The following is a 13,892-nucleotide window of genomic DNA, read 5'->3' on the forward strand; positions in this document are numbered from 1 at the left end:
ATGTTGTTGTCCCCTCCCGCCAACAGCAGGTACATGATGGCACCGTGCGGCGCAGGTGGGGCGGTTGCGGCGGCTTCCGCGTCCGTCGACCTGGCTTAGACCGTGGACGGCGGCAACGGAAGCGGCAACCCAGGCAACCCATCCAGGCTCGTAGCCACGTGATCCTTCTTCGTGAAGTACTCGCTCAGCGAGACGTCGTCCTCACGCGCGAACCGCTTCCCGTGCAGATCGCGATCCTCCTCGTACGACATGAACGGCACCGCATAGCCGCAGGTGTCCCGAACAAGCTCGGCCGTCACGACGATGATCGCGCGCAGACCGTGCGGGGTCGGGTCGATGGAAGGGAAGTGACCGAGCAGCCCCTCGAAGCGCGGGTCGTCACGGAAGACCGGCTCGCCACGGCCGTGCACCCGCACGATGTTCGGCGGGCCCTGGAAGGCACACCACATGAGGGTGATCCGGCCGTTCTCCCTCAGATGCGCGATGGTCTCGGCGTTGCTTCCGGCGAAGTCCAGGTAGGCCACGGTCAGTTCGTCGATCACGGCGAACGAACCGGTGAGTCCCTTGGGGGAGAGGTTGACCGTGCCGTCCCCGGACAGGGGTGCGGTCGCGGTGAAGAAGAGGGGCTGCGCCTCGATGAATGTACGCAGTCTGCCGTCTATGCGCTCATAGGTCTTTCCCATGTCTAACGATTATTGAGGAAAGTCGTTCGCCCGTCTAAGGAATTAAAGGTTCCGTGGCCGACGGTTCCGTGGTCGACGGTTCCGTGGCCGCCCCGGCCGGCGCGCGGGGCGGTCACGGAGTCCGTCATGCGCCGTCCGTCACTTGTTGAGCGTGCAGGTGGCGAGCGAGTCCAGGCCCTGCGGCTTGGCCGCGGTGCGTCCGATGGAGATGGCGATGCGGTCGATGGTGGAGACCCGCTTGTCCTTCAGGGGGCCGAGGATCGCGTTCTGGACGAAGTTCGGTCCGCCCTGCCCGACGGTGTTCGCCAGTCGCGTGTTGGCCTCGGAGATCTGGGTGTTCAGTAGCGCCAGATTGCGGTCGACCTCGGCTTTCGCGGAGGCGGGAATCGCCGGCAGCTTCGACGCGACGTCCGGGCAGCTGATGGTGCCGGCGGCGGTCGAGCCGCTCGCGGTGCCGGCGGCACCACTCGCCTGCGCGGTCGCCGCGGCACTCGCGCTCGCGGTCGGCGTCGCGGCGGCGGCACCCCCCACCGCGTTCAGCGTGCACGGGGCGAGCGAGTCCAGACCCTGCGGCTTGGCCGCGGTGCGCCCGATGGCCGTGGCGATGCGATTGATCGTGGCGACCCGCTTGTCCTTGAGGGGGCCGAGGATCGCGTTCTGGATGAAGTTCGGTCCGCCCTGGCCGACCGTGTCGACGAGCCGCTTGTTGGCCTCGGAGATCTGGGTGTTCAGCAGCGTGAGGTTGCGGTCGACCTCGGCCTTGGCGGAGGCGGGGATCGCGGGCAGGCTCGGCGCGACGGCCGGGCAGTTCACGGTGCCCGGGGACGCGGCCTTCGTCGTGGCGTTCTGCGTGCCGCTCTTGGATGTCTCCCCGGCCAAGGCGTTGCCGGCGATCACCGCTCCGGACAGCACCACTGCGGCGGCGCCGCCGATCATCACGACGCGGCGCTTGTTGTACTTCGGAAGGGCCCTGGACATGCGGAAGCCTCACTTGGTCAGGAGTGGGTGCACGGGAAGTGGGTGCACGGGAAGCGGGTGTACAAACGCGGCGCCTGCGTTCGGGGGGAAGTACGGGAAAGCGATTTCCTGCGTTCAATCACCGCTGAGATTTTCGAATCGGCGGCTCCCGGCGCCCCGCCCGGGCGCCCCGCCCTGACGGCCCCTCGATTGACGAATCATGCAGAGTGCTGCATACTCATGCATATCAGCGAATGCAGTGTGAGGAGAAACCCGTGACCGAGCGCGTCGTACTCGCCTACTCAGGCGGTCTGGACACCTCCGTCGCCATCGGCTGGATCGCCGAGGAGACGGGCGCCGAGGTCATCGCTGTCGCGGTCGACGTCGGCCAGGGCGGCGAGGACCTGGACGTCATCCGTAAGCGCGCGCTCGCCTGCGGTGCCGTCGAGGCCGAGGTCGCGGACGCCAAGGACGAGTTCGCCGACGAGTACTGTCTCCCGGCGATCAAGGCCAACGCCCTCTACATGGACCGCTACCCGCTGGTCTCCGCCCTCTCCCGCCCGACGATCGTCAAGCACCTCGTCGCCGCCGCTCAGAAGCACGGCGCCACCACGGTCGCCCACGGCTGCACCGGCAAGGGCAACGACCAGGTCCGCTTCGAGGCCGGCATCGTCGCCCTCGCCCCCGACCTCAAGTGCATCGCCCCGGTCCGTGACTACGCGATGACCCGGGACAAGGCGATCGCCTTCTGCGAGGAGAAGCAGCTCCCGATCGCCACCACCAAGAAGTCCCCGTACTCCATCGACCAGAACGTCTTCGGGCGCGCGGTCGAGACGGGCTTCCTGGAGGACATCTGGAACGCGCCGATCGAGGACATCTACGAGTACACCTCGAACCCGGCCACCCCACGCGAGGCCGACGAGGTCGTCATCTCCTTCAAGGAGGGCGTCCCGGTCGCCATCGACGGCAAGCCCGTCACCGTCCTCCAGGCCATCCAGCAGCTCAACGAGCGCGCGGGTGCCCAGGGCATCGGCCGGATCGACATGGTCGAGGACCGGCTCGTGGGCATCAAGTCCCGCGAGGTGTACGAGGCTCCGGGCGCGATCGCGCTCATCACGGCCCACCAGGAGCTGGAGAACGTCACCGTCGAGCGCGAACTGGCCCGCTACAAGCGGCAGGTCGAGCAGCGCTGGGGTGAACTGGTCTACGACGGCCAGTGGTTCTCCCCGCTCAAGCGCGCCCTGGACGGCTTCATCAACGAGGCCAACCAGCACGTCAATGGCGACATCCGGATGACCCTGCACGGCGGACGCGCGGTCGTCACCGGCCGGCGCTCCGACACCTCGCTCTACGACTTCAACCTCGCGACGTACGACACGGGCGACTCGTTCGACCAGGCCGCGGCCAAGGGCTTCATCGACATCTACAGCCTGTCGTCGAAGATCGCCGCGAAGCGGGACCTGGCGTAAGCCAGGTCCGCCCGGCGCAAACCTCCCACGCACTAGCGTCTCTGATTGGCCAGAGAGCCTGAGTATTGCTCAGGATGTGAGCCAACCGCCTTCGTGCCCTGGTGCTGAACGACAGGAGCCGTCAGCCCGCGTGGCACGTCCCTCCGGACGCTGGTCGGTGAGGTCTTGCGACCTCGCCGAGGAGGGTGCCCGACGTCGCCTGGGCGCCGGGCGTGCGCGTGACACTCTGCCACGGGGTAGTTACGTTTGGCTAATCCGATTGGCCGCCTCCTCACTCACAAGTGGGGAGGCACTGGCACATCCACATCCATGTCTTCTAGGAGCACGCAAGTGAGCAGCAACAGCGGAGACGTACGGCTCTGGGGCGGCCGTTTCGCCGACGGTCCCGCCGAGGCCCTGGCCAAGCTGTCCGCGTCGGTCCACTTCGACTGGCGTCTCGCGCCGTACGACATCGCCGGATCACGCGCCCACGCGCGCGTGCTGCACAAGGCGAACCTCCTCACGGAGGACGAGCTGACGCGGATGATCGCGGGCCTCGACGAGCTCGAAGCCGATGTCGCGGACGGGTCCTTCGTGGGCACCATCGCCGACGAGGACGTGCACACCGCCCTGGAGCGCGGGCTGCTGGAGCGCCTCGGCCCCGACCTCGGCGGCAAGCTGCGCGCCGGCCGTTCCCGCAACGACCAGGTCGCGACCCTCTTCCGCATGTACCTGCGCGACCACGCCCGCGTCATCGGCGGCCTGATCGCCGAGCTCCAGGACGCGCTGATCGGTCTGGCCGAGGCGCACCCGGATGTCGCGATGCCGGGCCGTACGCACCTCCAGCACGCTCAGCCGGTGCTCTTCGCCCACCACGTCCTCGCGCATGTCCAGTCCCTGTCCCGGGACGCCGAGCGGCTGCGCCAGTGGGACGAGCGGACGGCCGTGTCGCCGTACGGCTCGGGCGCGCTGGCCGGTTCGTCGCTCGGCCTGGACCCGGAGGCGGTCGCGAAGGACCTCGGCTTCGAGCACGGCTCCGTCGCGAACTCCATCGACGGCACGGCCTCGCGCGACTTCGTCGCCGAGTTCGCCTTCATCACCGCGATGATCGGCGTCAACCTCTCCCGGATCGCCGAAGAGGTCATCATCTGGAACACGAAGGAGTTCTCCTTCGTCACCCTCCACGACGCGTTCTCGACCGGCTCCTCGATCATGCCGCAGAAGAAGAACCCGGACATCGCGGAGCTGGCGCGCGGCAAGTCGGGCCGGCTGATCGGCAACCTCACCGGCCTGATGGCGACCCTCAAGGCCCTCCCGCTCGCGTACAACCGCGACCTCCAGGAGGACAAGGAGCCGGTCTTCGACTCCTGCGACCAGCTGGAGGTCCTGCTCCCCGCGTTCACCGGCATGATGGCCACGCTGACCGTCAACCGTGAGCGCATGGAGGAGCTGGCCCCGGCCGGCTTCTCGCTCGCCACCGACATCGCCGAGTGGCTGGTCAAGCAGGGCGTGCCGTTCCGCGTAGCGCACGAGGTCGCCGGCGAGTGCGTGAAGGTCGCGGAGGCCGACGGCATCGAGCTCGACGGCCTGACCGACGAGCAGTTCGCGAAGATCAGCGCCCACCTGACTCCGGAGGTGCGGTCGGTCCTCAACGTCCCCGGCGCCCTGGCGTCCCGCGACGGCCGAGGCGGCACGGCCCCGAGCGCGGTCGCGATTCAGCTGGCCGAGGTGAAGACGGACGTGGCGGCCCAGCACGCGTGGGCCAAGGCCAAAGAGAAGCGGTAAGGGAAGCGCCCCGAAAGGGGCGCGGGGAATTGCGCGAGCAACCCCCACAATCCCGCACTCGCCAAATCACCGCACGACCGAGCACTGAGGCGAAGGTCATCGCGGGTTACGTTGGTCAGGAGCCGCACCGGAGCCGACCGAACGGAGCCCGCGATGCCCTTCGCCCGTCTCGCGACCGCCACGACGCCCACCTGCCACATCGGCCTGGGCCTCGCCGCAGTAGGCCGCCCGGGTTACATCAACCTCGGTCGAGACCATGACCTCGGAGAGAATCGCAGCGTCGACGCCCTGCGCGAGCGCACCCACGAGCTCCTCGAAGCCGCCTACGCCCAGGGCGTGCGCTACTTCGACGTCGCCCGGTCCTACGGCCGCTCCGAGGAGTTCCTCGCCGACTGGCTGGGCGGCCGGCCCGACATCGACGACGTCGTGGTCGGCAGCAAATGGGGCTACACCTACACGGCGGACTGGCGGACCGACGCCGAGGCGCACGAGGTCAAGGACCACAGTGTCGCCACCTACGAGCGGCAGCGCGCCGAGACGGCCGAGCTGCTCGACGACCGGCTCGACCTCTACCAGATCCACTCGCTGACCCCGGACAGCCCGGCCCTCACCGACAAGGAACTCCACGCCAAGCTCGCCGAAGCGGCCGCGCAGGGCCTCTCCATCGGCTTCTCCACCAGCGGTCCCGCCCAGGCCGACGCCATCCGCGCCGCGCTCGCCGTGACGGTCGAGGGTGAGCCCCTCTTCCGTACCGTCCAGTCCACCTACAACGTGCTGGAGACCTCGGCCGCGCCCGCGCTGGCCGAGGCCCATGACGCCGGACTCACGGTGATCGTCAAGGAGGGCATGGCGAACGGCCGGCTCGCGGATCCCTATGCGCCTGACGCGCTGAAGGCCATCGCCGCGGAGACCACCCTGGGCTGCGACGCCGTGGCCCTCGCGCTGATCCTGCGGCAGCCCTGGGCGGGCGTCGTGCTGTCCGGCGCGGCCACCGCGGGCCAGCTCGCCTCGAACCTGCATGCGGCGGTCGTCGACCTCGACGACGACCAGCTGTCCCGGCTCGCGGCCCTGGCCGAGGACCCGCGCGCGTACTGGGAGCGGCGCGGACAGCTGCCCTGGCACTGAGCGCCCCGTGAACAGGGAGTACTGAGCCCCCCCCCGTGAACACGGGGCACTGAGAGACATCGCAAGCAGGGAGTGCATGAGACTCTCGCGCGTCTGGTGAGACAATGATGTCTCACATGGTCTATTCTTGTCTCATGGCTGTCGACCGCGAACACGTGCTGCGCAGCGCAGCCGCCCTGCTCACCCGCAAATCCACCGCCACCATGGACGAGGTCGCCAAGGCGGCCGGGATCAGCCGGGCCACGCTGCACCGCCAGTTCGCGGGGCGTGACGCACTCGTACGGGCGCTGGAGGCGCTCGGCATCGAGGAGTGCGAGGCGGCCCTCGATGCCGCCCGCCCCGACGAGGGCGCCGCCCAGGAAGCCGTACGCCGCCTGGTGAAGGAGCTGGAGAAGGCGGCCGGCCTGCTCGCCTTCCTCTACACCGAGAACCAGCTGTTCGAGGGCGAGGAACAGAACGAGGGCTGGGCGCGGATAGACGCCCGGATCGCCGCACTGTTCCGGCGCGGCCAGGACAGCGGCGAGTTCCGCATCGACCTCACCCCGGCCTGGCTCACCGAAGCGCTCTACGGGCTCATGGCCTCGGGGGCGTGGGCGGTGACCGAGGGCCGGGTCGCCGGCAAGGACTTCCACCACATGATCGTCGAGCTGCTGCTCGGCGGCGCACTACGGAGAGAGGAATCATGACCAGCACCCTGCAGCCGGCTGTCGCGGCGGAGGTGGAGAAGCGCCCGGACCGTTGGGTCGCGCTCTCCGTCCTCGTCCTCGCCGTGCTGTTGGTGGCCGTCGACGCGACCGTCCTCGGCCTCGCGACCCCGTACATCAGCGAGGACTTGAAGCCCTCGGGCACGCAGCTCCTGTGGATCGGTGACGTCTACTCGTTCGTCATCGCCGGTCTGCTCGTCTCCATGGGCAGCCTCGGCGACCGCATCGGCCGCAAGAAGCTGCTGCTCGTCGGCGCCACCGCGTTCGGCCTGATATCGGTGCTCAACGCCTTTGCCACGACACCGGAGTTGATGATCCTGGCGCGGGCGCTGCTCGGTGTCGCGGGCGCGACCCTGATGCCCGCCACACTCGCCCTGATCCGCAACATCTTCCACGACCCGCGCGAGCGCAGCTTCGCCATCGGCATCTGGGGCGCAACGGCCTCCGCCGGTACGGCGGTCGGCCCGGTCGCGGGTGGCTTCCTGCTCGAACACTTCTGGTGGGGCTCCGTCTTCCTCATCAACCTTCCGGTGATGGTGGTCCTCGTCCTCGTCGGCATCAGGCTGCTGCCCGAGTCGAAGAACCCGAACCCCGGCCCGTGGGACCTGACCAGCGTCACCCTCTCGCTCGTCGGTGTGATCGGCGTCGTGTACGCGGTGAAGGAGGCCGCCGCGCACGGGCTCTCCTGGGAGCCGACGGCCGCGGGCCTGCTCGGCGCCGCCGCCCTGTACTGGTTCGTGCGACGTCAACTCACGCTGCCCGCACCGCTGTTGGACGTACGGCTGTTCCGCAACCGGGGCTTCTCCGGAGCGGTGCTCGCCGACCTGTTCACCGTCCTCGGCATGTCCGGGCTCGTCTTCTTCCTCTCCCAGTACCTGCAACTCGTGCAGGGCAGGGGGCCGTTCGAGGCCGGGCTCGCCGAAGTCCCCGCAGCCGTGGGCGCGGTGGCGGCGGGTCTGGTCGCAGGCTCGGTCGCCCGGCGGTTCTCGGTGCGTGCCGTGGTCACCGGCGGTCTCGCCGCGGTGGGGCTGGCGCTCGGTGCGCTCACCCTGCTGAGCCAGTCCACCGGCTATCCGCTGCTCGGCGCCGCCCTGCTGTTCGTCGGCATCGGCGCGGGCTTCTCGTTCACCGTCACCGCCGACGTGATCCTCTCCAGCGTGCCCAAGGAGCAGGCGGGCGCCGCGTCCGCGGTCTCCGAGACGGCGTACGAACTGGGCGCCGCCCTCGGCATCGCCCTGCTCGGCTCCATCGTCACCGGCGTCTATGCGGGCTTCCCCGGCCCGGCGGGCACCCCGGCCGAGGCCCATGAGTCATTGGGCGGCGCGGTGGAGGCGGCAAAGGGTCTTTCGGCACACACCTCCGAGCCCATGCTCAGCGCGGCCCGGGAGTCCTTCGTCGACGGCCTCACCCTCGCGTCGGGCGGGGGAGCGCTGGTGCTGCTGGCCACGGCGGTGGCGGCATGGTTCCTGCTGAGAGGGCAGAGGTTGGAAACGGGGCTGGAGGAGGCGCCCCTTTAGGGGCGCGGGGAACTGCGCGAGCAACCCACGAACAGCCGCACACGCCGAACGGCAGATGCCCAACGGCGCTGTGCGGTCTTCCCTTTCCGCTGCGCGCCTACGCGGCTTTCGCCTTCGTGGCGTACATGTCCACGTACTCCTGCCCCGACAGCCGCATGACCTCGGTCATCACCGAGTCGGTCACGGCCCGCAGCACATACCGGTCACGGTCCATACCCTCGTACCGCGAGAACTCCATGGCCTCACCGAAGCGAACCGTGACACGACCCGGCCGCGGCATACCCGCACCCCCGGGCTGGATCTTGTCCGTGCCGATGATGGCGAACGGGACGACGGGCGCGCCGGTCATCATGGCCAGCCGGGCGATACCCGTACGGCCGCGGTAGAGCCGGCCGTCGGGGGAGCGGGTGCCCTCCGGGTAGATGCTGAAGACCTTGCCCTCCTCCAGCACCCGGCGGCCGGTCATCAGCGCCGCGACACCGCCGCGGCCGCCGTCCCGGTCGACCGGGATCATGCCGCAGCCGGTGAAGAACCAGGCCATCAGGCGGCCCTTGACGCCCTTGCCGGTGACGTACTCGTCCTTGCCGATGAAGAAGACCTGGCGGTCGCAGAAGAGCGGCATGATCATCGAGTCGATGAACGTGAGATGGTTGCCGGCCAGGATGACCGGACCGTCGCCCGGGATGTGCTCCACGCCCTCCACCCGTGGGCGGAACATCAGGCGCATGATCGGTCCGAGCACTGCCTTGATGAGCGCGAAGCGGGACAACGGGCCCTCCGGTGTCAAGGGATCGGTATGGAAGTCTGTGCAGGTGAGGACGATACTCGCGGCCGCCGGGTGATTGCACATCGGGTTCACCGACTGGATACGCACTGTTGACGCAGGTTTACCTGCGGTGGCGCGCCAGTGGGCGGCCGACATGCGGGCGACACGATGTGACGGACATCGCGCGCCGCACCTGGCGAACGGGTGAACCCGTCCTCGCTGACCGCCTACCCGCCCCTCTCGCTTCGAAGCCGACGGACCGTCATATTCCGCATTCCGTACGACATCCAGGGTCACCCGCGTGTTCGACCGCAGGTCTCCCTCCCGTCATGGGAGGGCACCTACGATCGTCCCGCTTTGACACGCGGGGGCACTACGGCGGGAGGAGCGCTCATGGGGGCGCAGCAGTCGCACGAGTCGCAGGAGTCGAACGGACAGGAGCGGGGCACGGCGCGCCGGGCCCTGCTCGGGGCCGCGGTGCTCGGGGCCGGCGGAGCCGTCCTCGGACTGCCCGGCACGGCGAGAGCCGACGAGCGGCAAGGGGGCGGCAGCTCCTCCGGTGGTTACCGGAGCCTGCCCAAGCCCACCGTCATCGGGCACCGCGGGGCCAGCGGCTACCGGCCGGAGCACACCTTCGGCTCCTACCAGCTGGCCCTCGACCTGGGCGCGGACGTCGTCGAGGCGGGCGACCTGGTGCCCACCAAGGACGGCCACCTCGTATGCCGTCACGAGCCGGAAATCGGCGGGACCACGGATGTCTCGGCGCACCCCGAGTTCGCCGGCCGCAAGACGACCAAGACGCTCGACGGGGTCGCCGTCACCGGCTGGTTCACCGAGGACTTCACGCTCGCCGAGCTGAAGACCCTGCGCGCCGTCGAGCGCATCCCGGCCAACCGCCCGCACAACACCCTCTACGACGGCCGCTGGGAGATCCCCACCTTCGAAGAGGTGCTCCGCTGGCAGGACGAGCAGACCCGCAAGCGCGGCAAGCAGGTCTGGATCTACCCCGAGACCAAGCACCCCACCTACTTCCGCAAGCTGGGCCTCGGCCTGGAGGAGCGGGTCGCGGGGCTGCTGCGCAAGTACGGCAAGGACAAGAGGAACTCGCCCGTCATCCTGCAGTCCTTCGAGCCGAGCAGCATCCAGCGCCTGAACAAGCTGGTCGGCAACCCGCTCGTCGTGCTGCTCTCCGCCGCGAGCACCCGCCCCTGGGACTTCGTGGAGGCGGGCGACCCGCGCACGGTCGCCGACCTCATCACTCCGAAGGGCCTCGCCGAGATCGCCTCGTACGCGCAGGGCATCGGCCCGACCCTCGACCTGGTCATCCCGAAGGACGCGAGCGGCAGCCTCCTCACGCCGACCACGCTCGTCGACGACGCGCACGACGCGGGCCTGATCCTGCACCCGTACACCATGCGCAACGAGAACCCCTTCCTGCCCGCGGACTTCCGCAAGGGCACCGACCCGACCGCGTACGGCGACGTCTTCGGCGCGTTCAAGACGTACTTCGCGACCGGCATCGACGGTGTCTTCTCCGACAACGCGGACACCGCGGTGCTCGCCCGCGCGGACTTCGTCAACGGATGACCCCGCCACCCCGGTTGGGGTGACAGTCGGCCGCCCCGGCAACCTCGCGCCGGGGCGGCCGCGTCGTGCCGCATATGACACACGACATGGTCGCCACGCTCCGCCCGCTCCTCGCCGCCGAGGCCTCGGCCGAGGCCTATGCGTCCGGAGCCGAGCAGAGCGATCTGGAACAGGCCGTCTGGCTGCGCCTCCTGGAGCGACTCGACGCGGGCGGCCCGCCCGTCGACCCGCAGGGGTGGGTGCGCCGCGCCGTACGCTCCGAGGCCCGCCGCAGCCGCCGTACGGCCCGCATCGAACTGCCCTACGCCGCCGAGCCCGCCGACGACCGCGGGCCCGGCCCCGAGCAGCAGGCGATGACCGCCGACCGCCGTCGCGCCCTGCACGCCGCGGTGCGCCGGCTGCCCGGCCGCTGCCCGAGCCTGATGGCGGCGCTGCTCGCTCCGGAGGACCTCACCTACCGGGAGATCGCGGGGGAGTTGGGTATCTCACAGGGCAGTCTTGGTCCGGAACGCTCCAGATGTCTGGGATGTCTGCGTCGATTGCTCGCGGTGGAGGTTGCGGCCCGCTGACGACGGGGATAGGAGTGAGGGACGACCGGCGGAACAGGTGAGCGGGAGGCATGCACACATGGGCATGAGCGTGACCATCTCGGCGGCGACCGAGCAGGACGCCGAGCAGATCCTCAAGCTGCAGTACCTCTGCTACCAGAGCGAGGCCGAGCTGTACGGCGACTACGCCATCGAGCCGCTCACGCAGCCGCTCGACTCCCTCAGGGCGGAACTGGCGGGCGGCACCGTCCTGGTGGCCCGGCTCGGAGAAGAGGTGGTGGCCTCGGTCCGCGGCGCGGTGGACGCCGACGGCACGGCCCGCATCAACAAGCTCATCGTCCACCCGCGCATGCAGAGCCACGGCCTCGGCGGACGTCTGCTCGCCGCGATCGAGGCACAACTCGGCGCGGACGGTGCGGCCAAGTCCTTCCAGCTCTTCACCGGCCACCGCAGCGAGCGCAACCTGCGCCTGTACCGCAAGCACGGCTACGCGCCGGTCTCCCGGGAACAGGTCGACGAGCGGCTCACCCTGGTGACCCTGGCGAAGGGCGCCGACGCGGGCGCGCTCGCGGCCAGCGCATAGCGCTCACCGAGCGGCCGTACGTCTTACCGGGCGGCCGTACGGGCCTTGCGCAGCCAGTACATCGCCGACAGCGGCAGCAGCACCGGGATGAACAGATAGCCCATCCCGTAGTCCGACCACACCGTGGCGTCGGGGAAGGCGGACGGCTCCACCAGCGTCCAGGTCCCGACGATCAGCACACCCGCGAGCTCGGCGGCGCAGCACATCAGCGCCGCCCTGCGGGCCGTCTCGCCGCCGCGTACGAGCGAGTACGTGATGAAGCCGTAGACGACACCAGCGACCGCGGACAGCGAGTAGGCGAGCGGCGCCTTGTCGAACTCCGTCGAGATCTGCACGGCGGACCGCGAGACCGCGCCGACGACCATCACGCCGTACAGCCAGAGCAGCAGCATGCCCGGGCCGCTGATGAGCCGCGTCCGCTTCTTCCGCGTCTCGCCGGGCGCGATCCCGTTCTCCTCCGTGGCCGTCATCTCAGCCTCCCCAGATGTCATAGAGCCGCACCTCAAGGACGGCGAGGACGATTCCGCCGGCCGCCACCGTGACCGAACCCCAGCGGGTGCGCTCCGCCAGCGACATGAAGCCCACGGCCGGAACGCACGCGAAGGCGCCGAGCAGATACGCCACGAAGATCGTCGTGCCCTGCTCCGCCTTCTCGCCACGCGCCAGCTGCACGATGCCGATCACCAGCTGGACCGCGGCGAGCAGCGACACCACGGCCATGCCGATGAAGTGCCAGTCCTTCGTGGGCTGATCACGGTAGGCGGCCCAGCCGCACCAGGCGGCGAGCGCGAGCGCGGCGACGGCAGTGGCAACCGTCAGGGCATCAAGCATGCCGCGACCCTATTACGGCCCAAAAGACCCGGTGCCCTCGCCCCCGGCCGTCAGGCGGTCGCCTCGTCGGCGACGAGCCCGGCGTTCGCGGCCCGCCGCCACAATGTGTGGTGCCACTCGTTGGCGTCGGACGCGGGCCGGCCGGTGAGCACCGGGTTCGGGCCGGTCTCGATGAGATGCAGCAATGTCCACGCGACGCCGTAGCAGTCGTCCGGCCCGAAGCAGCCCACCAGCGCTCCGGCTTCCTCGGCCGTGACAGGTCGCGTGATCGCCTCCAACTGCCGCACCCGCCGGTCGATCTCGTCCTCGTCGGCGTCCCAGTCGGGCAGCGGCCCGTCGCTCACGAAGGCCTGTACTTCGGGTCTCATGCCAGGAGGATCGACGCCGGTGGTCCCGTCCGGCAAGTTCCGGCAGCCCCGTAGGGTCGACGGCATGAAGATCCACGCTGAAGCCCTCCTGTTCGACAACGACGGAACGCTCGTCTCATCCCTGGCGTCGGTGAACCGGTGCTGGACCCGATGGGCGCGGGAGTACGGCATCACGGCCGAGGACTTCGCCCGGATCGAACTGCACGGCCGGCCCGCCGTCGAGATAGCCGCCGACCTGCTGCCCGCCGACATCGTCCCGCAGGCCCTCGCGCGCATCGAGCAGCTGGAGGTCGACGACGTACCCGGCGGAGTCCAGGCGCTGCCCGGCACCCTCGCGCTGCTCGACTCCCTGCCCGCCGAGCGCTGGGCCGTGGTGACCTCCGCCACCCGGCGGCTGGCCGAGGCACGGCTCGACGAAGTCGGCATCCGTCCCAAGACGATGATCGCCGCCGACGACATCACCCGCGGCAAGCCCGACCCCGAGCCCTACCTCCTCGCCGCCCGCGAACTGGGCGTCGACCCGGCCCGCTGCGTCGTCTTCGAGGACGCCCCCGCCGGGCTCCAGGCGGGCCGCGCCGCCGGTATGACCACCGTGGCGTTGGCCACAACCCATCAGGCCCACGAGCTGGACGCCGACCTCGTGGTCAAGGACCTCTCCGCCCTGTCCGTACTGGTCACGCGTACCGGAGTGGAGATCTCCGCCCGCGACTGAAAGGCGTCCACCACTGTCCGCATAGCGGACAGTGGTGGCAGGCTCCACCTGTGGTTCTGCTTTACTTGAACCCATGACCACGACGAGCAGCCGCATCCTTGCGACCGAGGCGACCATGACGCCCGGTGCTCGTTGTATGTGTCGAATGTGCGCCTTCTAGAGGGCCCCTGCACCACCGCCTGATCCCGCGCCCCGAAGCGGGACCGCCGCGCCCTGTGTCCGTACCGCGTACGTGACCGGGCTGCCCCGCGCACAAGTTCTCCCCCCGGATACCTCCG

At 69.7% G+C, this 13,892-nt stretch carries 15 protein-coding genes; 9 read left to right on the forward strand and 6 right to left on the reverse strand.

The genetic code is table 11. The features are described 5' to 3' along the window. Positions 1-95 precede the first annotated feature (95 nt). Entirely contained in the window at positions 96-683 is a 588-nt protein-coding gene (locus OIC96_RS39290) for a pyridoxamine 5'-phosphate oxidase family protein (RefSeq protein WP_330303257.1), read from the reverse strand. A gap of 138 nt (positions 684-821) precedes the next feature. Continuing rightward, positions 822-1,661 (reverse strand): hypothetical protein, encoded by an 840-nt coding sequence (locus OIC96_RS39295; protein ID WP_330303256.1) that lies wholly within the window; start codon positions 1,659-1,661, stop codon positions 822-824. A gap of 254 nt (positions 1,662-1,915) precedes the next feature. On the opposite strand from OIC96_RS39295, the gene OIC96_RS39300 reads away from it, so the two are divergent. The 5 genes from OIC96_RS39300 (at position 1,916) to OIC96_RS39320 (ending at position 8,219) form a co-directional block, all read left to right on the forward strand. Continuing rightward, positions 1,916-3,109, forward strand: coding sequence for an argininosuccinate synthase (locus tag OIC96_RS39300; protein WP_330303255.1), 1,194 nt, complete (start codon positions 1,916-1,918; stop codon positions 3,107-3,109). Between the two features lie 330 nt (positions 3,110-3,439). Further along, positions 3,440-4,873: an argininosuccinate lyase gene (argH, locus tag OIC96_RS39305; RefSeq protein ID WP_330303254.1), complete on the forward strand. Its 1,434-nt coding sequence runs from the start codon at positions 3,440-3,442 to the stop codon at positions 4,871-4,873. Positions 4,874-5,026: 153 nt separating this feature from the next. Continuing rightward, positions 5,027-5,998, forward strand: coding sequence for an aldo/keto reductase (locus tag OIC96_RS39310; protein WP_330303253.1), 972 nt, complete (start codon positions 5,027-5,029; stop codon positions 5,996-5,998). A 134-nt stretch (positions 5,999-6,132) separates the two neighbouring features. Then, positions 6,133-6,684, forward strand: coding sequence for a TetR/AcrR family transcriptional regulator (locus tag OIC96_RS39315; protein WP_330303252.1), 552 nt, complete (start codon positions 6,133-6,135; stop codon positions 6,682-6,684). Further along, positions 6,681-8,219 carry an MFS transporter gene (locus OIC96_RS39320; protein WP_330303251.1) on the forward strand — a complete coding sequence of 513 codons (1,539 nt, stop codon included), beginning with the start codon at positions 6,681-6,683 and terminating at the stop codon, positions 8,217-8,219. Before OIC96_RS39315 ends, OIC96_RS39320 begins: the two co-directional genes overlap by 4 nt. Positions 8,220-8,316: 97 nt before the next feature. Here OIC96_RS39320 and OIC96_RS39325 read toward each other — a convergent pair whose 3' ends face one another. Continuing rightward, positions 8,317-9,069: a lysophospholipid acyltransferase family protein gene (locus tag OIC96_RS39325; protein ID WP_330303250.1), complete on the reverse strand. Its 753-nt coding sequence runs from the start codon at positions 9,067-9,069 to the stop codon at positions 8,317-8,319. A 309-nt stretch (positions 9,070-9,378) separates the two neighbouring features. On the opposite strand from OIC96_RS39325, the gene OIC96_RS39330 reads away from it, so the two are divergent. From OIC96_RS39330 to OIC96_RS39340, 3 genes are all read left to right on the forward strand, one after another. After that, positions 9,379-10,572 (forward strand): glycerophosphodiester phosphodiesterase, encoded by a 1,194-nt coding sequence (locus OIC96_RS39330; RefSeq protein ID WP_330303249.1) that lies wholly within the window; start codon positions 9,379-9,381, stop codon positions 10,570-10,572. A 74-nt stretch (positions 10,573-10,646) separates the two neighbouring features. Then, positions 10,647-11,141 (forward strand): sigma-70 family RNA polymerase sigma factor, encoded by a 495-nt coding sequence (locus OIC96_RS39335; protein ID WP_330303248.1) that lies wholly within the window; start codon positions 10,647-10,649, stop codon positions 11,139-11,141. 58 nt (positions 11,142-11,199) lie between these two features. Next, positions 11,200-11,703, forward strand: a complete 504-nt coding sequence (locus OIC96_RS39340; protein ID WP_330303247.1) for a GNAT family N-acetyltransferase — start codon at positions 11,200-11,202, stop codon at positions 11,701-11,703. A 23-nt stretch (positions 11,704-11,726) separates the two neighbouring features. Here the strand turns inward: OIC96_RS39340 and OIC96_RS39345 are convergent, their stop codons facing one another. Genes OIC96_RS39345 through OIC96_RS39355 form a run of 3 tightly spaced genes read right to left on the reverse strand, consistent with a single transcriptional unit; the run spans position 11,727 to position 12,902 of the window. Further along, on the reverse strand, positions 11,727-12,173 hold the full coding sequence (locus tag OIC96_RS39345) for a hypothetical protein (protein ID WP_330303246.1): 447 nt from the start codon (positions 12,171-12,173) through the stop codon (positions 11,727-11,729). Between the two features lies 1 nt (position 12,174). After that, positions 12,175-12,534, reverse strand: coding sequence for a hypothetical protein (locus OIC96_RS39350; RefSeq protein ID WP_330303245.1), 360 nt, complete (start codon positions 12,532-12,534; stop codon positions 12,175-12,177). A gap of 50 nt (positions 12,535-12,584) precedes the next feature. Next, the gene (locus tag OIC96_RS39355) at positions 12,585-12,902 is read right to left on the reverse strand and encodes a hypothetical protein (RefSeq protein WP_330303244.1); all 318 of its coding nucleotides are present in this window, start codon (positions 12,900-12,902) and stop codon (positions 12,585-12,587) included. Positions 12,903-12,966: 64 nt separating this feature from the next. On the opposite strand from OIC96_RS39355, the gene OIC96_RS39360 reads away from it, so the two are divergent. Continuing rightward, positions 12,967-13,614 (forward strand): HAD family hydrolase, encoded by a 648-nt coding sequence (locus tag OIC96_RS39360; protein WP_330303243.1) that lies wholly within the window; start codon positions 12,967-12,969, stop codon positions 13,612-13,614. The last annotated feature ends 278 nt before the right edge of the window (positions 13,615-13,892 follow it).

The organism is Streptomyces sp. NBC_00775 (assembly GCF_036347135.1).
GTDB classification, from domain to species: Bacteria; Actinomycetota; Actinomycetes; order Streptomycetales; family Streptomycetaceae; genus Streptomyces; species Streptomyces lutosisoli.